Source organism: Micromonospora sp. NPDC018662, from assembly GCF_044391475.1.
Classification (GTDB): domain Bacteria; phylum Actinomycetota; class Actinomycetes; order Mycobacteriales; family Micromonosporaceae; genus Micromonospora.
Genome location: NZ_JBISAC010000020.1, coordinates 3,498 through 24,564, shown reverse-complemented (window position 1 = coordinate 24,564; position 21,067 = coordinate 3,498). Strand labels below are relative to the sequence as shown.

Sequence of the window (21,067 nt, the reverse complement as noted above, 5' to 3'; positions counted from 1 at the left end):
CGGCGTCAGCGCCGGGGCGCCAGGTGGGCGACGAACGCCCGCCACGCCGGTGGCGCGAAGACGAGGACGGGACCGCTGGGATCCTTGGAGTCACGCACGCCGACCACGATGGCCAGGTTGTCGGCCACCTCGACACAGGCGCCGCCATTGGAACTGCTCCGAGTGCTGGTGCGCCATCGCGCACCGATCAGGTCATCCACGTTCGTGCTCTCAGGAAGTCGATGGTCTAATCCCGCGGCAGCGAAACGGGCCTCACGGTATCCCAGACCGCCTATAGCACCGCAACGTCATTCTGGATCCGGCCGGCCGCTTGGTCGCGTCCGGCGAGCTCGATGAGATGGTCCAACTAGCCCGGGCAGTACGGCGGACTCGTCCCAGCGCAGTGCCGTCGCCTCGCGTTCGATGTCGGCCCAGGGGCGGAACCAGGCGGGCTCGCGGCGTTTGAGCACGTCCGGCCACAGTTCGGCGGCGTCGGCTCACCGGCAGGTCAGCGCCGCCACTTCTGGTTGGCGGTGCCGCCGCACTCCCAGATCTGCAGCCGGGTGCCGTCGGCCGAGCTGGGACCGGTGGCGTCCAGGCACTTGTTGGCCTGCGGGTTCACGATGTCGCCGGCGGCGCTGAACACCCACTTCTGCGCGCCGGAGCCGTTGCAGTCGTAGAGCTGCACCTTGGCGCCGTTGGCGGTCGACCCGGAGGCCACGTCGAGGCACTTGCCGAGCGCGCGCACCGAACCGTCCGCGTTCCAGGTCCAGCGCTGGGCGGCGGTGCCGTTGCAGGTCCAGAGTTGCACGGGCGTGCCGTTCGCGGTGTTCGCGCTCGCCACGTCGACGCACTTGTTGCCGTATCCGACGATCGGCCCGCCGGTGCCCCCGCCGCCGGTGTCCCAGGCCTGCACGCGGACGTAGTCGACGGTCATGGTCTGCGGGAACGTGGTGGAGCCGTCCGGCGAGCCGGGCCAGTTGCCGCCGACCGCCACGTTCATGATCATGAAGAACGGATGGTCGAAGACCCAGCGGTTGCCGCCCGCGTCGGCCGGCGTCTTGCGGGAGTACGCCACGCCGTCGAGGTACCAGGTGATCGAGTCGGGCGCCCAGTCGACGGCGAACGTGTGGAACGCGTCGGCGAGCGCCTGGCCGCCCGGCAGCGAGGTGGACGCGCCGATGCCGTTGGCACCGGAGTAGCCCGGTCCGTGCAGCGTGCCCCACACCGTGGACGGGGCGTAGCCGACGTTCTCCATGATGTCGATCTCGCCACTGTTGGGCCACGGGTTGCTGCCGATGTCGTTGCCGAGCATCCAGAACGCCGGCCACAGCCCCTGCCCGCGGGGGATCTTGATGCGCGCCTCGAACCGGCCGTACGCCTGGGCGAACGTGCCGTTGGTGAGCAGCCGGGCCGAGGTGTACTGGCAGCTTCCGTACCAGCAGCCGTAGCCGGCCGGGTTCTCCTTGCGGGCGGTGATGACGAGGTTGCCGTTGCCGTCGAGCGCGGCGTTGCGGGTGCTGTTCGTGTAGTACTGCAACTCGTTGTTGCCCCAACCGCCGCCGCCGATGTCGTAGCGCCATTTGCTCGCGTCGGGGGCGGCGCCGGCCGGGCCGGTGAAGTCGTCGGACCAGGTGACCGCGCCGGGGGCGGCCACGGCCGGGGTGCTCGGGACGGTGGTGAGGGCGGCGGTGAGGCCGACCGCCGCCATCGCCAGGACGGCGACGGTACGGATGCTGCGCACGGGGTGCCTCCTGCGGTGGTGGGTCCGCTACCGTCCGGGCGGCCGGCCCCGCAGAACGGTAAACAAACTATAAAGATAGCCTTCGATGAAGGTATGAACGAAGTGGCCCGCTGTCAAGAGAGCGCTTCCTCCGGCTCGGCCTGGCGCGTCGCCGGCACCGGCCGGCGCATCTCGCGCCACGGGCCGCCGAGCAGCGGCGTGAGCACCACCAGCAGGTAGCAGGCGCCCATGACGACCAACGTGGACGTGGGGCCGAACCGGTCGGTGGCCAGCCCGGCGCCCACCGCGCCCAGCGGCATCGCCGCCCAGGCGCCGGCGCCGATCACCCCGTACACCCGGGCCCGCATGGCGGCCGGCACCCGTTCCAGCTCCACCGCGCCCATCAGCGGGTTGAGCGCGCCGGCGGCCAGGCCGGCCACCGCGACGACTGCGACCACCACCGGCAGCGGCGGCGCGGCGGCGAGCGCCCACAGCGGTGGCGCGCCGCAGATCGCGAACGCGGTGACGAACGTGGCCCGCCGGGGCAGTCGGTGCCCGATCGCGCTGAACACCAGCGAGCCGACCAGCGCGCCACTGCCCATCACGCCGACCAGCAGGCCGAACGCGGCCGGCCCGCCGAGTTCGCGGTCGGCGACGACCGGCAGCAGCACGTTGCTCTTCGCCGCGTCGAACAGGTTCGTGACCAGCACCAGCAACACCATGGCGCGCAGCAACGGCTCCCGGGCCAGGAAGCGCAGCCCGGCGGCGAACTGCCGCCAGTAGCCGCCGGCCTCCGCCTCACCGTTCTCGGGGGACGGGCGCAGGCCGCGCGGCACCAGCAGCGTCACGACCAGTGCGGAGACGGCGAACGTCGCCGCGTCCACGGCCAGCACCGGCAGTGGACCCAGCACGCCGACCAGCAGGCCGGCCACCGGTGCGCCGATCATGCGGGCACCCCGCGAGGTGCCCTCCGCCCAGCCGATGGCCCGCTCGATCGGCACCCCGGCCGCGGCGGCGGCCTCCGGCAGCAGCGCGGTGCGCGCGGTCTGGCCGGGCGTGTCCAGCAGCCCGCTGACGAAGACCAACGCCAGCAGCGCCGGGAACGGCAGGCCGACCGTGGCGTGCAACAGGGGTACGGCGGCGACGGTCACGCCGGAGACGACGTCGGCCAGCACGCTGGACCGCCGGTAGCCGAGCCGGTCGACCAGCACGCCGCCGAACGCGCCGCCGAGCACCACCGGCGCGGTGGCGAACGCGCCGGCCAGCCCGGTGGCCGCCGGCGAGCCGGTCTCGGCCAGCACGTAGAGCGGCAGCGCGATGAGGGTCAGCACGTTGCCGGTCAGCGAGACGGCGTGCCCGATCAGCAGCCCGGCCAGCGGCCGGCGGTCGCGGCTCACTGCGGGCCCCGGTAGGCCTGCCAGATCAGCGTGACCATCTCGGCGCCGGGCCGGTCGGGCGCGCCGCGCGCCTGCCAGCGCCGGCCCAGCTCGGACAGCTCGTCGCGCAGCTCGCCCAGCTCGTCGGGGGTCAGGTGCAGCACCGTGTCGCTGCTGGTGGTGCCGCGCACCCAGGCCAGGTCGAGGCTCGCCTCGGCCTCCAGGTAGGCCTGGTAGCGGGCCAGGTAGCGCTCCATCGCGGCGCGGCGCAGCAGGTTGCCGGCGAGCCGGCGTTCCGGGTCGTCGAGCAGCTCGACCGGGTCCCAGTCGGTGGTGGCGTGCGCGGCCCGCCACCACCGTTCGCGGCGGTTGCGGGCCAGGTCGGGATCCTCCGTCACGAAGCCGCGCTCGGCCAGCTTGCCGATGTGCCAGCTGACCGAGCCGACCGCCTCGCCGATGCGCTCGCTCAGCATCCCCACGGTCTGCGGGCCGCGCAGGCGTAGCTCGCCGAGCAGCCGTAGCCGGGTCGGATGGGCCAGCGCCCGCATGGCCCGCGGGTCGGTCACGTGCACGTGGTTCGGCTCGTCCACCATGCCGCCACGCTAGACCAACAAGAGATGAAGTACAAGATGTCTTGTATTAGTCGAGGCAGAACTCGTTGCCCTCCGGATCGGCCAGCACCAGGTGCCCGGCGCCCAGCGGCGGAGCGGGCTCGTGCCGGGCCACCCGGGTCGCCCCGAACGCCACCAGCCGGTCGGCCGCCGCCTCCAGCGCCGCCATCCGGGCCGCCCCGGTCAGCCCGGGCGCGGCCCGCACATCCAGGTGCACCCGGTTCTTGCCCCGTTTCGGCTCCGGCACCCGCTGGAAGAACAGCCGTGGCCCGGTGCCCTCAGGGTCTACCACGGCCGAGGCGTCGTGGTGCCGCTCCGGTGGCACGCCGAACGCGGTCAGCGCCTGCTCCCACGAGTCGAAGCCGTCCGGTGGCCCCTGCACCCGGTAACCGAGCGCCTCGGCCCAGAACGCGGCCAGCGCGGCCGGGTCGGCGCAGTCGAAGGTGAATTGCACGTCGAGGCCCATCGGCTCTCCTTTTTCCTCGGGTCCCGGCCAGCCTTCCCGACGTAGCGGCCAGGAACTGACCGCGACCCGCGGGAGCGTCACGTCCGGCGCGTCGCGGCCCGGCCCTTGAGCCGACGCCCCATCTCCCGGGCGATCTCCCGCTTGGCGTCCCGCTCGGCGAGCGCCTGACGCTTGTCGTACGACCGGCGCCCCCGGGCCAGGCCCAGCTCGACCTTGGCCCAGCCGTCGGCGAAATACATCGACAGCGGCACCAGCGTGACCCCGCCGTCGCGCAGCTTCTCCAGGATCCGGGCGATCTCCACCCGGTGCAGCAGCAACTTGCGGGTGCGCCGGGGTGCGTGGTTCGTCCAGGTGCCGAAGCCGTACTCGGCGATGTGCAGCCCGTAGAGCCACAGCTCGCCGTCGCGCTCCTGGGCGAACGCGTCGACGAGCGACACCCGCCCCTCGCGCAGCGACTTCACCTCGGTGCCGGCCAGCACGATGCCCGCCTCGTAGGTCTTGAGGATGTCGTAGTCGTGCCGCGCCTTCTTGTTCGAGGCGATCGCCTTGCGCCCGTTCTCCCTGGCCACGCCCCGCACGATACCCACCCGGCCGTCCCGTCCGCCCGCCCCCGCCGGGACCTGATTCACGGAAACTGCGCCTATTCCACCCACCATGGCCGCACTTTCCGTGAATCAGCGCGTGCGGGGCGCGGTGGCCCGTTCGGGTACGAGGAGGTGGGCGGGGACACCCGGCCGGTTCCGGCGCCCGGGTGGCGGTGTGCGACTCCCGCACACCGTCACCCACCCCGGTCAGGCGGGCACCACCTCCGGCTCGCGGGTGGCACCGGTGCGGGCGGCCACCCAGCCGGTGGTGATCAGCAGCAGCGCGGCGCAGTAGGTGCCCATCACCAGCAGGCCCGCGCCGGGCAGCTCGACGCCGGCCGCGCCCACGCCGATGAGCAGGTCGGAGCCGAGGAAGAACGCCCCGCCGGCGCCGACCCGCGCCGACACCCCGGTCGCGGCGGCGGCCATCAGGCACAGCGCCAGGCTGTAGCCGAGCACGGGCAGCCGCAGCGGCCCGAGCGCGCCCCACAGCAGCGCGTTCCCGGCCGCCCAGGCGAGCAGGTAGCCGGCCCACGCCGGCGCCGCCGGTCGGCCGCGACGGAGGAAACCGGTCAGGAACGCGAGCTGCGCGACCAGGAAGAACCCCATGCCGGCCAGGAACGCGGTTCGGCCCGGCACGAGCAGGGCCACGTCCCCGGCGGTGGCCGCGACCAGGCCGGCCGCCACCGCGTCCCACCGGCCCCGGCACCGCCAGAGGTACGCCAGCAGCACCGGCGCCAGCAGCGGCTTGGCCAGCCACTGGAGCACTGTCGAGTCGAGCGCGACCCCGACCAGCTCGACGGCGGAGACGAGCCCGAACAGGGTGAGCCAGGACCGCCTCACCGGGCCGGCTGCCAGCCGGGCCGGCCGAGCAGGTAGCCGAGCCGGTGCCGCCAGCAGGTGGCCCGGCGCACGTCGGACCAGATCGCGGCGAACTCGTGCGTGGCCACCCGCAGCGGGTTGTAGGTGCCGATGTTCTTCGTCAGCCCGTAGCGCACCGCGGCCCGCTCCGGCGCGAAGCTGCCGAACAGCCGGTCCCAGACGATCAGGATGCCGCCGTAGTTGCGGTCCAGGTATTCGGTGTTCGAGCCGTGATGCACCCGGTGGTGCGACGGGGTGTTGAACACCCACTCGATCGGCCGGGGCAGTCGGCCGACCCGCTCGGTGTGCAGGAAGAACTGGTAGAGCAGGCTGATCGACTGCTGGAGGAAGATCATCCACGGCGGGATGCCGAGCAGCGCCAGCGGCAGCCAGAACGGCAGCGAGGTCATCGGCGTCCAGCTCTGCCGCAGCGCGGTGGAGAGGTTGTAGTGGACGCTGGAGTGGTGCACCACGTGGCTGGCCCAGAGCACCCGCACCTCGTGGTGGGACCGGTGGAACCAGTAGTAGGCCAGGTCGTCGGCGAAGAACACGATCGCCCAGGTCCACCAGTCGCCGGGGGACAGGTGCACCGGCGCGAGGGTCCACAGCGCCGCGTAGAGGCCGACCGTGAGCAGCTTCCACGGGACACCGATGAGCTGGCTGCCCAGCCCCATCGACAGGCTGGTGGTGGTGTCGCGCAGCTCGTAGCCGCGTTCGTCGTCGTCGGGCAGGAAGCGGTAGGAGACCGCCTCGATGACGATCAGCAGCAGGAACGCCGGGACGGCGTACAGCACGGCGGGGATCATGCGCGCGCTTCCCTTCCGGTGGTGGGGGTGGTGGTGACGGGGGCGGTCAGCAGCGCCCGGGCCTGCCGGGACGCCGCCTCGCCCCGGCCGGACGCGATCGCCGCGGCGAGCCGGCGGTGCCCGGCGACGTCGAGCAACTCGGCGGCGCGGGCGTCCGGGGGGACGTCGCCGACCGCGAACGTGCCGGCGACCAGACTGTTGAAGGCCAACTGGTAGGCGGTGTTGCCGCTGCCGCGCACCACCAGCCGCCAGATGCGGATGTTCGCCTCGGCCATCCGGTCCAGGTCCGGGGCGAGCGTGCCGTACTCCTCGGCGGCCCGGACCAGCGCGGCGACCACCGCCTCGTCGCCGCGTTCGGCGCAGAGCCGGGCCGCGTCGACGCCGACGCAGGCGCGCATCTCCAGCATGTCGCGCACCAGCGTCTCGACCGGGAGTACGTCGCCGGAGCGGGCCAGCGACAGCGCCAGGTCGAGCCCGGCGTGCACCCGCCAGTCGAGCACCCGGGTCGCGCCGCCCTGGCTGACCCGGACCAGGCCGAGCTGTTGCAGCCGGCGCAGCGCCTCCCGCACCGCGTGCCGGTTCACCGCGAACGCGGCGGCCAGCTCCCGCTCGCCGGGCAGCGTCTCGTCCGGCCGGTGGCGCCCGGACACGATCGCGTCGCGGAGTTGACCGAAGACGTGGTCGGAGACCGAGGCGCGGGGCGCGGGGGTGAAGGCCATGGCCAGCAGTGTGGCCGCCGACACATCAACCCGTCAACTGGTTGGACCAGTTGGATTCCCCGAGGTGGCCCGGCCGGTGGGTGCCGTCGCGGTCACGCCTCGTATCCTTTTCGCCGTAGGACCGCCACGGTGAAGGGAGTCGGTGTGAGCGACCGGGTCGAGACGTTGGAGTTCCAGGCCGAGGCGCGTCAGCTGTTGCAGCTGATGGTGCACTCGATCTACTCGAACAAGGACGTCTTCCTGCGCGAACTCATCTCGAACGCGTCCGACGCGCTGGACAAGCTGCGGCTGGAGTCGCTGGTCGACAAGGAACTGCCGGCCGACACGTCCGATCTGCACATCGCGATCGAGACCGACGCCGAGGCCCGCACGCTGACCGTGCGGGACAACGGCATCGGCATGTCCCGCGACGAGGTGGTGGCGCTGATCGGCACCATCGCCAAGTCCGGCACCGCCGAGGTGCTGCGCAAGCTGCGCGAGTCGAAGGACGCCGCCGCCTCGCAGGAGCTGATCGGCCAGTTCGGCGTCGGCTTCTACGCCACCTTCATGGTCGCCGACCGGGTGACGCTGCTGACCCGCCGCGCCGGCCAGGCCGGCGGCACCCGGTGGGAGTCCACCGGCGAGGGCACCTACTCGGTCGAGGCGGTCGAGGACGCGCCGCAGGGCACCTCGGTCACGTTGCACCTCAAGCCGGTCGACGCCGAGGACAACCTGCACGACTACACCGCCGACCGGACCATCCGGGAGATCGTCAAGCGATACTCCGACTTCATCGCCTGGCCGATCCGGATGACCGTGGAGAAGCCCGGCGAGGACGGCGCGACCACCCGCGAGGAGCAGACGCTCAACTCGATGAAGGCGCTCTGGGCGCGTTCCCGCGACGAGGTCGACGAGGCGGAGTACAAGGAGTTCTACCGGCACGTCGCGCACGACTGGGCGGACCCCCTCGAAACCATCCACATGCGCGGCGAGGGCACCTTCGAGTACGAGGCGTTGCTCTTCCTGCCCTCGCACGCCCCGCTCGACCTGTTCGCCCCGCAGGGCCGGCGCGGCGTGCAGCTCTACGTCAAGCGCGTGTTCATCATGGACGACTGCGAGGCGCTGATCCCAAACTACCTGCGCTTCGTCAAGGGCGTGGTGGACGCGCACGACCTGTCGCTGAACATCTCCCGCGAGATCCTCCAGCAGGACCGGCAGATCAGCGCCGTGCGCCGGCGGCTGGTCAAGAAGGTGCTCGCCACGCTCAAGGGCCTGTCGGCCGAGTCGTACCGCACGTTCTGGACCGAGTTCGGGCCGGTGGTCAAGGAGGGTCTGCTGGAGGACCCGGACAACACCGACGCGCTGCTCGACCTGGTCCGCGCCGCCTCCACCCACGACCCGGCCGAGCCGACCACGCTCCGCGCGTACGTCGAGCGGATGAAGGACGGCCAGACCGAGATCTACTACGCCACCGGCGAGAACCGGGCCACCATCGAGAACTCCCCGCACCTGGAGGCGTTCCGGGCCAAGGGCTACGAGGTGCTGATCCTCACCGACCCGGTCGACGAGGTGTGGGTCGAGCGGGTCGGCGCGTACGACGGGAAGACGCTGCGCTCGGTGGCCAAGGGCCAGGTCGACCTGGAGACCGAGGAGGAGAAGGAGAAGGCCGAGGCGGAACGGCAGGAGTACGCCGAGCTGCTCACCTTCCTCGGCGGCGCACTCGCCGACAGCGTCAAGGAGGTGCGCCTGTCCACCCGGCTGACCACGTCGCCGGCCTGCGTGGTGGGCGACGCGCACGACATGACGCCGACGCTGGAGAAGATGTACCGGGCGATGGGCCAGGAGGTGCCCCCGGTCAAGCGCATCCTGGAGCTGAACCCGACCCACCCGCTGGTCACCGGGTTGCGCAAGGCCCACGGTGAGGGCGGCGACAGCGCCGCGCTGACCGAGACCGCCGAGCTGCTGTACGGCATGGCGCTGCTCGCCGAGGGTGGCGACCTCACCGACCCGGCCCGCTTCACCCGGATCCTGGCCGACCGCCTCGCCCGCGGCCTGTAGGCGCGAAGCCGGGGCCCGTCCGCTCGCCCGCGCGACCGGACGGGCCCCCGGCTCGCCATCGCCTCCGTCGCATATCCGGCAACGGGGCAGATAACGATCAACGCCGATGCGATGATGGTGGGGTCATGTCGTCTCATCCACGGGGGATCAGTGTCATGCGCCTGCACCGCACCGTGGCCGCGATCGCGTCGGCCGTCCTGCTCACCACGACCCTGGGGCTCACCGTCGCCTCGCCCGCCCAGGCCAGCCACTCCTGCGGCTCGCCCGCCTACCAGAACGTCGACGACGGGTACGGCATCCTGAAGGGGGCCTACAACCTCAAGACCGCCCCCTACTCCGACTGCGGGAACGTCGCCTACCTCGGCAAGGGCACCAAGCTCTACATCTGGTGCCAGGTCATCAACGAGTACGACAACTTCTGGGTCTACACCCGGGTCGCGGGCACGGAGACCCGCGGCTGGATGTCCTGGGACAACTTCAGCGAGGTCACCGGCAACCGGGGCCACTGCACGCCCTACCTGCTCTAGTGCCGGCCCGGCCCGGAGCGGCGTCCGCTCCGGGCCGGACCCCGCCGGTCAGACCTGACCGGGGAAGAATCCGTAGCGGGCCAGCGGTTCGACGATCTGGTGCTCCTCGTACGACAGGTGCGACAGCAGCGTGTCGGTGAGCAGGTCCACCGCGTCCTGCAGGTCGGTGAAGTCGCCGGGGGAGCGGATCAGCTCCACCAGCGCCCGGTCCACGCTCTCCACCACGTCGTGGATCACCACGTGCTCCTCCACCAGGCGGTCCAGCACCGGCGCCAGCCCGGCGTCGGCGCGGCGCAGGTGCGGGAAGATCGAGGCGTCCTCCAGCCCGTGGTGCTGGGTCACCACTGTGCAGTAGGCCGCGCAGTAGGCGCCCAGCGTCCAGTTGTTCTGCCGCATCGTCATCTCGTTCAGCGCGGCCCGCGCCCCACCGGGCGAGACCGCGCCGCGCTTGACCTGTTCGAGCAGGTCGCGCACCTGGGCCAGCTCCCGGCGCAGGTGGTCGTGCACGTCCACCAGGTGCTGCCCGGCGGCCTGCCCCCGGGCCGGGTAGACCTGCCCGGCCGGCGCCGGCGGGGCGGCCGGCCGGGTCGTCTCGTCCCAGGGGCGGCGCGCGCTCAGCCGTACCCCGGGGTCGGGGGTGGGGGTGACCGCGAGCGCGGTCGGACCGCCGGTCGCGGCCTGCTCCTCGGCGACGGCCCGGGCGCCGCTGCCGGGGCTGGTGCGCTCGGCGGCGACCAGCTCCCGCACCGCCGGCGCCACCTCCTGCGCGAAGAGCTGGATGGCGCGTGGTTCGTCGCTGGCGAGGATGAACGTGGTGATGCCGTGCGCCAGCGTGAGGCCGGCCAGCTCCTCCGCCCACTGCTCCGGCGGCCCGGCGAGGAAGCCGGTGGACGAGCGGGCGAACGTGCCGTTCACGTTGAGCATCCGGCGGATCGCGCCCGGGTCCCGGCCGGCGTCCCGCGCGCCGTCGTCGACCAGCGCGTTGAGCGCGGGCAGGTCGTCCGGCCCGTTCGGCAGGTACGACAGTGACGGCAGCCAGCCGTCCGCGGCGCGCCCGACCAGGCGCAGCATGCGCGGCTTGTACGCGCCCACCCAGATGCCCACCGGATGCGCCGGCGCCGGCCCGCGTTTCGCCCCGACCACCCGGTAGTGCTCACCGGGCAGCCGGATCATGTCGCGCCGGTCGGTGTCCCACACCTCGCGGATGACCCGGATCGCCTCGTCGAGAGCGTCGACCGCCGCGCCGGGGGTGAGCCGCCGCCCGCCGGCCGCCTCGATCCCGTCCCAGAACGCGCCCGCGCCGAGCCCCAGCTCGACCCGGCCGCCGGTGAGCAGGTCCAGGCTGGCCACGCTGCGTGCCAGCACCACCGGTTGGCGCAGCGGCAGGTTGAGCACGTTGCCGGCCAGGCGGATCCGGTCGGTGGCGGCGGCCACGTACGACATCAGCGTCCACGTGTCCAGGAAGGCCGGCAGGTAGGGGTGGTCCTGGAAGGTGACCAGGTCCAGCCCGGCCTGCTCGCCGAGCGTGGCGAGCGCCACCACCTGATCGGGTCGTCCGGCGGTCGGCGTGAGGAAGCTGCCGAAGGTCAGCTCGTGTCCGTGGTCGGTCATCCGTCCGCTCCTCGCGCGATCTTGTCCGGTCCCGCCCACGGTAGCTCCGTCGCCCGACCGGCTCCGCCGCCACACCAGCGGTCACGTCGACCGGACTTGACTTCACCTTATGTTCAACGGTTTCCATTCGGGACATGAGTGAGCAGCCATACCACCTCGAGGCGGCCGGACGCCGGATCTCCGCCCTCGTCGACGATGCCACGATCGTCGGTCTGGGCACCGCCACCCGAGCGGCGCACGAACTGTTCGGCCTCGTCGAGCAGACCACCCACGTCCTGATCCGGTCCGGGTTCCGGGCCGTCGCGCTGGTGGACAACCAGCGGATCGGCGAACGGTACGACGGCTACGTCCGGGGGACGGAGCACGATCTCGACGCCGCGCTGGGCCAGGCATGGGGCCCCTGGCGGACGACCGAGATGCGCGAGGCGCTCGGCCGGCTGCGCCGCCGCAACCAGCGGCACCCGGCGGACCCGGTGCGGGTCGTCGCGGTCGGCGGCGCCCGCGTGCTGCCCGCCGACTACGACCGCGCCGTGGGCCTGGTCGCTCGGCTCGACGCCACGACGGCCGGCCGGGTCAAGGATCTGCTGGACGCCGTCCGCGTCGCCCACGACAACGGTGAACACGTCCAGCGCGCCCGCGGCCTCCACCCCGGCACACCCTTCGTCGACCTGGCCCGTTCCGCCCGCGATCTGGTCGTCGGGCTCGACCACGGCCCGGTACGTGACCAGGCGCTGACGCTGCTCGACACGATCGTGGCGCACCACGCCAACGCCATCGACGCCGGGTACGACGTGGCGCGCGAAGAACGGTCCGCCGCCGAGCGGCTCGTGGCGTATCAGCGGCGCACCGGTGACCGTGTCGTCCTCTGGGAGGGCAGCGCGCACGTGGCGGCGCACCGCGGGCCCATGATGGGAGCCCATCTGCGGGCCGCCCTCGGTGACGCGTACGCCGCCGTGCACCTCACCTTCGGCCGTGGCCGGATCCCCGGCCTGGACCTTCCCGACCCCAGCCCGCGTTCGCTGGAGGCCGGGCTGCTGGACGGCGCCGGTGCCGGCGTACCGATCCTGGATCTTCGCGCTCCGCATCCGGACGACATCACCCCGCTCCTGTCCCGGCCCTCGCGGACCCGACTCATCTCGGGGGTGTACGACCCCGAGCGGGACGAGGAGCACTACCTCGACCTGCCGTCGCCCCGCGACAGCTTCGACGTCGTCGCGGTCCTGCCCACGGTCAGCGCGGTCCATCCGCTCCCGCCGGCGGCCGGCGTCGACGCACGCGCTTGATGAGCGGGCCGCGACCGTCCTCGCCCGACCGGCGTCGACCGTCCCGCGACACGCCGGGCGTGGCGGGTGTCCGTCCTGCTCCCGGCTTCGGTGGACGGCTGGGCGCGGTGGGTGACGAGGTTCCGGCGGCACCGGTTGCTATGGTCACGAGGCTCGGCTAAGACGTGAAGAAAGCGCGGAGATGACCAACGATGCGTTCTCGGCCGCCGCGAGCCTCGACGAGCTGCTGACCCGCACGCAGCAGGCGCTGGCCGCGATGCGGTCCCGGTCCTGTGCACTCGCCGACGGCGAGCCGGGCGAGCTGCTCCGGGCCGAGGGCGTGGCCGCCGGCGGCCAGGTCCGGGCGGTCGCCGTCCAGGGGGGCCGGTTGCACTCCGTCGTCGTCGACCCGGAGCTGACCGGGCTCCCGCTGGAGGTTCTCTGCGGACACCTGGTCGACGCCGTCAACGACGCGCTGAGCGAGTTGGACGCCCAGGTCGGCGACTCCGCCCGGGCGGACACCGACGCACTCGCCGCCCGCCTCGGCGGCCTGCCCGACCAGGCGGAGCTGTTCAGTCGGACGATGCACGAGGTGGCCGCGCGCATCCGTCGGGACCGCGACGCCGCATCCCGCGCCGCCCGCCCGGCCTGACCCCTGCTCGCCGGGAGCGGGAGAGCGACGCACACCGCGCTCCGTCGGAGCCGCCAGGTGCCGACCATTCGTACCAAAGATCTCGGAGCCGCGGCCGCGGGCCGGGCGGAGACGTGGAACGGCCGGCCGTCTCCGAGGAGGACGGCCGGCCGCTCGCGGTGCGGTCAGCTCAGGTTGACCGCGGTGTCGTCGACGACGAAGGACGTCTGGAGGGAGGCGTCCTCCACGCCGCTGAACGAGATGGTGGCGGTGGTGCCGGCCAGCGACGAGATGTCGAAGGACCGCTGCACGTAGCCGGTGGCCTTGTTCAGGTTGGAGTAGGTGGCCAGGGTGGTGCTGCCGGCCTTGACGGTCAGCTTGTCGTAGGCGGTGCTCGTGGTGGACTCCGCGCTGTCGACGTGCAGCCAGAAGCTCAGCGTGGCCCGGCAGCCGGCCGGGATGCTGACCGACTGGCTGAGCGTGTCGGTGTGCGCGGAGCCGTAGCCGTTGAGCCACGCCTTGTAGGAGCCGCCGTGCGCGGCCTGGCCGCTGTCGGTGGTGATGACGCCGGAGGAGGCGGTCCAGTTGACGTTGCCCGACTCGAAGCCGGGGTTGGCCAGCTTGTTGCCGGAGCAGCCGCCGGACGGCGGGGTGGAGGTGGTCGGCGTGGGCGTCGGGGTGCCGCCGCCGGAGCAGGTCGGGTCACCCGACTGCGCCGGCACGCTGACCGCGTCCCAGGCCGCCTTGACGGTGTTGAACTCGGTGCAGCTGCTCGGGTAGAGGTTCTTCGCCGCCTGCAGCGTCCAGGTGCGGTACTTCAGGTACGACGAGGACGAGGTCTTCAGCAGCATCGCGTTGTACATGATCTTGATGGCCTTCTGGATGCCCAGGCCGGTCACGCTGCTGCTGTTGCAGGTCGAGCTGGCGGGCTGCCCGTTGGTCGGGCTGCTGCCGTTGGCCAGCAGGTAGAACCAGTGGTTGCCCGGGCCGGCGGAGGCGTGCACCTCGCCACCGGGGACGCTGCTGGAGTAGCAGTTCGGGTCGCCGAGCGCCCCCGGGTTGTACATGTTCCGGATCGGACCGGAGCCCACCAGGTTGATCTTCTCGCCGACCAGGAAGTCCGGCGCGTCGTAGCTGGACGGCTCGTTGGCGAACCACTCGGTGGCCGCGCCGAACGTGTCCGCCACGAACTCCTGGGTGCCGCCGCCGGAGATGCCACCCGGGGTGTGGTCGTCGATGCCGTGGCCGATCTCGTGGGCCACCACGTCGAGCGAGCCGATCCACTGACCGGCGGTGTTCTTGCCGATCTGGACCTGGGTGCCGTCGTAGTAGGCGTTCTGGTCGTTCAGGCCCACCCGGATCGGCCAGTAGCCGCCGTTGCCGTCGGCGCCGTTGCGGCCCAGCCACTGGTTGAGCATCTTGTGCTCGGTCTGCGCGGAGAACAGCGCGTCGACGCAGCCGGTCTCCTTGTTGGTGGCGGTGCCGTTGCCCCAGGCGTCGTCGGTGCCGCTGAACGTGGTGTTGTTCGCGGCGTCCTGGCAGCTGAGGTTCGTGACGGTCGGGTCCTTCATGGTGTACGTGCTGCCCGACTGGGTGGTGTTCAGCGTCAGCGGGCTGGGCCCGTTCCACGCGCCGGTGCCGGTGCCGTTGACGATGTGCTCCTGCTTGCGCAGCACCGCCCCGGTGCGGGCGTCGACGTCCACGGTGAGCCGGCTGGGGCCGTCCGTGCCGGTGCCGCGCACGGTGGTCTCCCAGGCCAGCATCGGGCTGGCGCCGAGCGTGTAGACGACAAGTGCGGTGCCCTCGACCGAGCTGACGCTCTTGAGCTGGGCGCGCGCCGTCTTCGTGGCGGCGGCCGAGGTCAGCTTGGGGGTGGTGGCGAGGGCGCCGATCGGCCGCTGCTGGGCGACCGAGGCGTACTTCAGGTTGCCGGCCGCGTCGGTGGCGAGCACGAAGTCGCCGCCGACCACCGGCAGGCCCCGGTAGGTGCGCTCATAGGGCACGTACTGGGTGCCCTCGGAGGAGATCACGGGCTTCTGCACGAACGCGTCGTCGGAGCCGGCCTGCAGGTAGGCGGGACGGTTCGCGACCAGTGCGCGGGCCGAGTCGGCGGCTGCCGCGCGGGCCTGGGCGGGGTTCGGGGCGGCGGGCCCGGGTGGCGCGGCCTGCACGGCCGCGGCGGTGCCGGCGGCCAGCACGCCGGCCGCGGCTGCGCCGGTGAGCGCGGCGAGGCGGGGTGAGAGCTTCAAGAGGGTGTGCTCCTGTTCCTAGGCGCGCCGCACGGAGCCCGGTGGGGACGGGCGGCGCGATGGTGCGAGGCGGGGGTGACGGTCGGTCACCGGAGCTGCCGGCGTGGCTCCGGGTCGACAGATCGACCGTCCGGGCCGTCGGGGGTCGGCGGCTCGTTGGGTGCACAATCACACGACGCCCGAGCCGGGAGCAATGGGTGACCGGGGCAACCGACACCCGCCGGACAACCGCTCGTCGACGCGAATTCAGGAAGCCATGATCTTCAATAGCCCCTGATCAGGGTGAACATTGTCGCCAGTGGACGACGGCCGGTCCGAGATGCGGCTATCGCCGCTCTTTGCAACTGGTGCACATAGATTCAGGTGGACCGGCGCCCCGGGCCGGTCCCGGCGACAGGCGTGGGCCGGGCGCGCTCCGGGTAGGAGGGCGACATGAGCACGAGCCCGACCGACCGCGCCGCCCCCACGGGCGTGATCGCGGTCGTGGCCCACCGGAAGAAGACCTTCGGCGGCGGCCTCGACGAGCTGCGCGCCCGCCTCGTCGGCGCCGGCGTCGGCCGGCTGCTCTGGTACGAGGTGCCGAAGAGCCGCAAGGCGCCGAAGCGGGTCCGCGCGGCGCTCGACGAGGGTGCCGAGCTGGTGCTGGTCTGGGGCGGCGACGGCATGGTGCAGCGGTGCGCCGACGCGCTGGCCGGCACCGGCGTGCCGATGGGCATCCTGCCCGCCGGCACCGCCAACCTCTTCGCCACCAACCTTGGCATCCCCGCCGACCTGCCCGAGGCGGTCCGGGTCGCGCTGCACGGCCCGCGCCGCCGGCTGGACCTCGGTCGGATCAACGGGGAGCACTTCGCGGTGATGGCCGGCGCCGGGTTCGACGGCGACCTGATCCGCGACGCGGACCGCCGGCTCAAGAGCCGACTCGGCCGGGTCGCCTACGTCTGGACCGGGCTGCGGCACGTGCGCGGCGAGTGCGTGCGCACCCGCGTCCGGGTGGACGGCGCCGACTGGTTCGACGGCGAGGCGAGCTGCGTGCTGTTCGGCAACGTCGGCACCATCACCGGCGGCATCCCGGCCTTCGACGACGCCCGCCCCGACGACGGCGCGCTCGAGGTGGGCGTCGCCACCGCCAGCGGCGCCGTGGACTGGGCCCGCACGCTGGGCCGGATGGCCGCCGGACGCTCCGACGAGTCGCCCTTCGTGCGGATCACCCGGGGTCGGAAGATCACCGTACGGTTCGCCGCGCCGAAGACGTACGAGCTGGACGGCGGCGCGCGGGGGACGGCGAAACGGCTGAAGGTCAAGGTGGTGCCGGGCGGGCTGACGGTCTGCTGCCCCGAGCCGCCCGACTGACCCGGCCGGCGGTGCCGGCAACCGCGCCGGGCAGGATGCCGGCATGCGCGATGACGTCCGCGACTACCTCGCCGACCTGGTCCGGCGGGCCCGCGACGTGCTCGGTGACGACCTCATCGGCGCGTACGCGGCCGGTTCGGTCGGGCTGGGCGGCTACCAGCCGGGACGCAGCGACGTGGACGTGGCGCTGCTGGTCTCCGGACCGGTCCCGACCACCGCGGCGCGGGCGCTGGTGGACCGGCTGCGGCACGAGGCGCTGCCCTGCCCGGCGCGTGGCCTGGAGCTGGTCGTCTACCGGCGGGACGTGGCCGCCTCCGGCACGCCCGAGCCGGGCTTCGAGGTGGAACTGAACACCGGTGCCGCGATGGCGTTCCGGGCCACCTACGACCCGGCCGACCGGCCCGCCGCCGACGGGCGGTTCTGGTACGCGCTGGACCGCAGCATCCTGCGCCAGTCCGGTCTGGCCCTGCTCGGCGCGCCCGCCGCCGACGTCTTCGCCGATCCGGCCCCGGCGGCGCTGCGGGCGCTGCTGGTGGACGCGCTGCGCTGGTGGCTGGCCCGGCCCACGCCACCCGGCGACGGGCCGGCGCCGGGGGCCGAGGACGCGGTGCTCGGCGCCTGCCGCGCGCTGGTGCGCCACCGCGACGGGGTCTGGCTGGGCAAGGTCGACGCGGGCCTGCGGGTGGCCGCCGCCGACCCGGACGCCGCGCTGATCCGGGCGTCGATCGCCGCCCGCCGGGGCGCCCCGCCCCCGACCGGCCCCGCCGCCCGCGCGTTCCAGCGCCGGGTCCTGGCCTTCCTCACCGCCGACGGCGACGCCCGACGATCATGAGGTTGGCGGCGACAATCCGGACGGCGGAGACCGCCAATCTCATGATCGCCCGCCCGGGGCGGGCTGAGGACGGGACTAGGGTGGGGCCGGGAGGCTGGTGATCATGGGGGAGTTGAGCGCGTCGGTCCGGGCCGGGCTGGAGGCGGCGGTGCCCGGCGGCGTGAGCACCCGGGCCGCGGACCGGCTGCGGCTGGCCCACGACGCGTCGCACTACCTGCTGCACCCCGGTGCGGTGGTCACCCCGGCCGACGCCGGCCAGGTCGCCGCGCTGCTGGCGGCCAGCCGCCGCAGCGGCGTGCCGCTGACGTTCCGCTCCGGCGGCACCAGCCTCAGCGGCCAGGCGGTCACCGACCGGCTGCTGGTCGACGTCCGCCGGCACTTCCGCGACCTGACCGTGCTCGACGACGGGCGGCGGGTGCGCGTGCAGCCGGGCGTGGTGCTGCGCCAGGTCAACGCGCGGCTCGCGCCCTACGGCCGCAAGCTCGGCCCGGACCCGGCCAGCGAGTCGGCGTGCACCGTCGGCGGCGTGGTCGCCAACAACTCCAGCGGGATGACCTGCGGCACCGAGGTCAACACCTACCGCACGCTGGAGTCGCTGGTGCTGGTGCTGCCCAGCGGCACCGTGCTGGACACCGGCGCCCCGGACGCCGACGCCCGGTTGCGCGCCGCCGAGCCGGCGCTGCACGCCGGCCTGCTGCGGCTGCGCGACCGGGTGCGCGGCAACCCCGACTCGGTACGTCGGGTCCGCGCCCAGTTCGCCATGAAGAACACCATGGGGTACGGCGTGAACGCGTTCCTCGACCACGACGACCCGGCCGCCCTGCTCACCCGACTCGTGGTGGGCAGCGAGGGCACGCTCGCGTTCGTCGCGTCGGCGACGTTCCGCACCGTACCCCTGCACCGGCACGCCGCGACCGGCCTGCTGGTCTTCGACTCCCTCGGCGCGGCGATGGCCGCCATGCCGGCGCTGGTGGCCGCCGGGCCGGCGGCGGTCGAGCTGCTCGACGCCGCCGCGCTGCGGGTCGCCCAGCGCGACCCGAAGGCCGACGCCGCACTGCGCGGCCTGGCCGTGCGCGGACACGCCGCGTTGCTGGTGGAGTGGCAGGAGTCCGCGCCGGACGCGCTCGCCGACCGGGTCGCCGCCGCCGGGCCGCTGCTGGCCGACCTGCCGCTGACCACAGCGGCCCGGCTCAGCGACGAGCCCGCCGCCCGGGCCGCGCTGTGGCACATCCGCAAGGGGTTGTACGCGGCGGTCGCCGGCGCCCGCCCGTCCGGCACCACCGCGCTGCTGGAGGACATCGCCGTGCCGGTGGCGGCGCTGGCCGACACCTGCGCCGCGCTGGCCGACCTGTTCGACCACCACCGCTACGCCGACAGTGTGATCTTCGGGCACGCCAAGGACGGCAACCTGCACTTCATGCTCAACGAGCGGTTCGCCGGCGGCGAGGCCCCGGCGCGCTACGCCGACTTCACCGAGGAGCTGGTCGACCTGGTGCTCGGCCACGGCGGCACGCTCAAGGCCGAACACGGCACCGGCCGGGTGATGGCCCCGTACGTGCGCCGCCAGTTCGGCGACGAGCTGTACGACGTGATGCGCGAGCTGAGGACGCTCTGCGACCCGGACGGGGTGCTCAACCCGGGCGTGCTGCTCAGCGACGACCCGACGGTCCACCTGCGGCACCTGAAGACCGTGCCGACCGTCGAGGAGGAGGTGGACCGCTGCGTCGAGTGCGGCTACTGCGAGCCGGTCTGCCCCAGCCGCGACCTGACCACCACGCCCCGGCAGCGGATCGTGCTGCGCCGGGAGATCGCCGCCGCCGAGGCCGCCGGCGACCGGGCGCTGGCGAGGGAGCTGACCGACGCGTACGACTACGACGCGGTGCAGACGTGCGCCGTGGACGGCATGTGCGCCACCGCCTGCCCGGTGCTGATCAACACCGGTGACCTGGTCAAGCGGTTGCGCGCCGAGGAGCAGGGCCGGGCCACGAGGGCCGGCTGGCGCGGTGCGGCCCGACGCTGGGGCGCCACCACCCGGGGCATGGCCCGCGGGCTGGACGTGGCCGGCGCGCTGCCGCCGGCGCTGCCCGAGGCGGCCACCCGGGCGGCCCGTGCCGTGCTGGGCGCCGAGCGGGTGCCGCAGTGGCAGCGGGACCTGCCGCGCGGCGGCACGCCCCGCCGGCCCCACCCGGCCGACGAGCCGGACGCGGTCTTCGTCCCGTCCTGCCTCGGCACGCTGTTCGCCCCCGCCGAGGGCGGCACCGGCGTGGCCGACGCGCTGCTCACCCTCGCCGACCGGGCCGGCGTACGCCTGCTCGTGCCGGACGGGATCGGCGACCTGTGCTGCGGCACCCCGTGGTCGTCGAAGGGCCTGACCGACGGTTGGCGGGCGGTGCGGGACCGGGTGCCGCCGGTGCTGCGGGCGGCCAGCCGGGACGGCGCGCTGCCGGTGGTCAGCGACGCCGCCTCCTGCACCGAGGGCTTCGACAAACTGCTCGCCGACGCCGGCGACCTGCGGGTGGTCGACGCGGTGGAGTTCGCGGCCACCAGGCTGCTGCCCCGGCTGACCGTGCGCCGCCGGCTGGGTTCGCTGGCGCTGCACCCGACCTGCTCGTCGGTCCGGCTGGGCCTGGACGACGCGCTGCTCGCGGTGGCCCGGGCGGTCGCCGACGAGGTGGTGGTCCCGGAGGGCTGGCAGTGCTGCGGCTTCGCCGGCGACCGGGGCCTGCTGCATCCGGAGTTGACCGCGTCGGCCACCCGCGCCGAGGCCGCCGCCGTCACGGCCCGCCCGTTCGACCGGTACGCCTCGGTGAACCGCACCTGCGAGATCGGCCTGGCGCGGGCCACCGGGCAGCCGTACCGGCACCTGCTGGAGCTGCTGGCCGAGGCGACCGCCTGAGCGGAGCGGGACCGCCGGACGCGGCGATCGTGGCTAGGCTCGGGCGATGCATCGGTCCCGCCTGTACGCCCTGATCATCGACGCGCCGCAGGAGTCGGCCGGGGAGGTGAGCGCGTTCTGGTCGGCCGCGCTCGGCGCCGAGGTGCGCACCGACCCGTCCGAGCCCGAGTTCACCGGCCTGGCCGACGTGGTGCCGGGCCTGGTCACCGCCGTGCAGGCGGTGGACGACGCGCCCCGGCACCACCTCGACATCGAGACCGACGACGTGCCCGCCGAGGTCGAGCGGTTGCGGGCGCTGGGCGCCACGCCGGTCTCCCGCTGGCAGGACTGCCACGTGCTGCGCGCGCCCGGCGGCCACCTGGTCTGTGTCATTCCGGTGGCCAGCGATTCGGAGCTGTTCGAGGCCACCGCCAGCCGCTGGCCGTGAGGACCGGCGCCCCCCCCCCCCCCGCGGGGGGGGGGCCGCCCCCCGCGCCCCCGCGGGGGGGGGGGGGGGTGGGGGCGGGGGGGGGGGGGGGCCGGGGGGGGGGGGGGGGGCGGGGGGGGG

General features: G+C 73.6%; 19 protein-coding genes and 1 pseudogene. 8 read left to right on the top strand and 12 right to left on the bottom strand.

The window, feature by feature from the left end:
- Positions 1 to 5: 5 nt before the first annotated feature.
- From ACH495_RS31235 to ACH495_RS31190, 10 genes and pseudogenes are all read right to left on the bottom strand, one after another.
- The gene (locus ACH495_RS31235; RefSeq protein WP_396861310.1) at positions 6 to 200 is read right to left on the bottom strand and encodes a DUF397 domain-containing protein; all 195 of its coding nucleotides are present in this window, start codon (positions 198 to 200) and stop codon (positions 6 to 8) included.
- 117 nt (positions 201 to 317) lie between these two features.
- Positions 318 to 473 (bottom strand): annotated as a pseudogene (locus ACH495_RS31230) (XRE family transcriptional regulator); the annotation flags it as partial.
- Between the two features lie 14 nt (positions 474 to 487).
- Positions 488 to 1,723 carry a ricin-type beta-trefoil lectin domain protein gene (locus ACH495_RS31225; RefSeq protein WP_396861309.1) on the bottom strand — a complete coding sequence of 412 codons (1,236 nt, stop codon included), beginning with the start codon at positions 1,721 to 1,723 and terminating at the stop codon, positions 488 to 490.
- Between the two features lie 113 nt (positions 1,724 to 1,836).
- Positions 1,837 to 3,099, bottom strand: a complete 1,263-nt coding sequence (locus tag ACH495_RS31220) for an MFS transporter (RefSeq protein WP_396861308.1) — start codon at positions 3,097 to 3,099, stop codon at positions 1,837 to 1,839.
- On the bottom strand, positions 3,096 to 3,671 hold the full coding sequence (locus ACH495_RS31215; protein WP_396861307.1) for a helix-turn-helix domain-containing protein: 576 nt from the start codon (positions 3,669 to 3,671) through the stop codon (positions 3,096 to 3,098). The genes ACH495_RS31220 and ACH495_RS31215 overlap by 4 nt, the downstream gene beginning before the upstream one ends.
- A gap of 46 nt (positions 3,672 to 3,717) precedes the next feature.
- Positions 3,718 to 4,155 carry a VOC family protein gene (locus tag ACH495_RS31210; protein WP_396861306.1) on the bottom strand — a complete coding sequence of 146 codons (438 nt, stop codon included), beginning with the start codon at positions 4,153 to 4,155 and terminating at the stop codon, positions 3,718 to 3,720.
- 77 nt (positions 4,156 to 4,232) lie between these two features.
- Positions 4,233 to 4,724, bottom strand: coding sequence for an SsrA-binding protein SmpB (smpB, locus tag ACH495_RS31205; protein WP_281941540.1), 492 nt, complete (start codon positions 4,722 to 4,724; stop codon positions 4,233 to 4,235).
- Positions 4,725 to 4,946: 222 nt separating this feature from the next.
- Positions 4,947 to 5,582 (bottom strand): lysoplasmalogenase, encoded by a 636-nt coding sequence (locus tag ACH495_RS31200; protein ID WP_396861305.1) that lies wholly within the window; start codon positions 5,580 to 5,582, stop codon positions 4,947 to 4,949.
- Positions 5,579 to 6,406 (bottom strand): sterol desaturase family protein, encoded by an 828-nt coding sequence (locus tag ACH495_RS31195; protein ID WP_396861304.1) that lies wholly within the window; start codon positions 6,404 to 6,406, stop codon positions 5,579 to 5,581. Before ACH495_RS31195 ends, ACH495_RS31200 begins: the two co-directional genes overlap by 4 nt.
- On the bottom strand, positions 6,403 to 7,125 hold the full coding sequence (locus ACH495_RS31190) for a FadR/GntR family transcriptional regulator (protein WP_396861303.1): 723 nt from the start codon (positions 7,123 to 7,125) through the stop codon (positions 6,403 to 6,405). Before ACH495_RS31190 ends, ACH495_RS31195 begins: the two co-directional genes overlap by 4 nt.
- A gap of 144 nt (positions 7,126 to 7,269) precedes the next feature.
- Here ACH495_RS31190 and htpG point away from each other — a divergent pair, with 144 nt between their 5' ends.
- Complete coding sequence (gene htpG, locus ACH495_RS31185; RefSeq protein WP_396861302.1) at positions 7,270 to 9,162, top strand: molecular chaperone HtpG; 1,893 nt, start codon at positions 7,270 to 7,272, stop codon at positions 9,160 to 9,162.
- A 155-nt stretch (positions 9,163 to 9,317) separates the two neighbouring features.
- Complete coding sequence (locus ACH495_RS31180; protein WP_396861301.1) at positions 9,318 to 9,689, top strand: hypothetical protein; 372 nt, start codon at positions 9,318 to 9,320, stop codon at positions 9,687 to 9,689.
- A gap of 48 nt (positions 9,690 to 9,737) precedes the next feature.
- On the opposite strand, the gene ACH495_RS31175 is transcribed toward ACH495_RS31180, so the two are convergent.
- A complete protein-coding gene (locus tag ACH495_RS31175) occupies positions 9,738 to 11,300 on the bottom strand; it encodes an LLM class flavin-dependent oxidoreductase (RefSeq protein WP_396861300.1) in 1,563 nt (520 codons plus the stop codon).
- A 134-nt stretch (positions 11,301 to 11,434) separates the two neighbouring features.
- Between ACH495_RS31175 and ACH495_RS31170 the strand changes: the two genes are divergently transcribed.
- Positions 11,435 to 12,583: an erythromycin esterase family protein gene (locus ACH495_RS31170; protein ID WP_396861299.1), complete on the top strand. Its 1,149-nt coding sequence runs from the start codon at positions 11,435 to 11,437 to the stop codon at positions 12,581 to 12,583.
- Between the two features lie 181 nt (positions 12,584 to 12,764).
- On the top strand, positions 12,765 to 13,214 hold the full coding sequence (locus ACH495_RS31165; RefSeq protein WP_396861298.1) for a YbaB/EbfC family DNA-binding protein: 450 nt from the start codon (positions 12,765 to 12,767) through the stop codon (positions 13,212 to 13,214).
- Between the two features lie 164 nt (positions 13,215 to 13,378).
- Here the strand turns inward: ACH495_RS31165 and ACH495_RS31160 are convergent, their stop codons facing one another.
- Positions 13,379 to 15,442, bottom strand: a complete 2,064-nt coding sequence (locus ACH495_RS31160; protein WP_396861297.1) for a M4 family metallopeptidase — start codon at positions 15,440 to 15,442, stop codon at positions 13,379 to 13,381.
- 432 nt (positions 15,443 to 15,874) lie between these two features.
- Between ACH495_RS31160 and ACH495_RS31155 the strand changes: the two genes are divergently transcribed.
- From ACH495_RS31155 to ACH495_RS31140, 4 genes are all read left to right on the top strand, one after another.
- On the top strand, positions 15,875 to 16,792 hold the full coding sequence (locus tag ACH495_RS31155; protein WP_396861296.1) for a diacylglycerol/lipid kinase family protein: 918 nt from the start codon (positions 15,875 to 15,877) through the stop codon (positions 16,790 to 16,792).
- A 43-nt stretch (positions 16,793 to 16,835) separates the two neighbouring features.
- Positions 16,836 to 17,624, top strand: a complete 789-nt coding sequence (locus tag ACH495_RS31150) for a nucleotidyltransferase domain-containing protein (RefSeq protein ID WP_396861295.1) — start codon at positions 16,836 to 16,838, stop codon at positions 17,622 to 17,624.
- Between the two features lie 103 nt (positions 17,625 to 17,727).
- Positions 17,728 to 20,520: an FAD-binding and (Fe-S)-binding domain-containing protein gene (locus ACH495_RS31145; protein WP_396861294.1), complete on the top strand. Its 2,793-nt coding sequence runs from the start codon at positions 17,728 to 17,730 to the stop codon at positions 20,518 to 20,520.
- Positions 20,521 to 20,566: 46 nt separating this feature from the next.
- Positions 20,567 to 20,947: a VOC family protein gene (locus ACH495_RS31140; RefSeq protein WP_396861293.1), complete on the top strand. Its 381-nt coding sequence runs from the start codon at positions 20,567 to 20,569 to the stop codon at positions 20,945 to 20,947.
- Positions 20,948 to 21,067 lie beyond the last annotated feature (120 nt).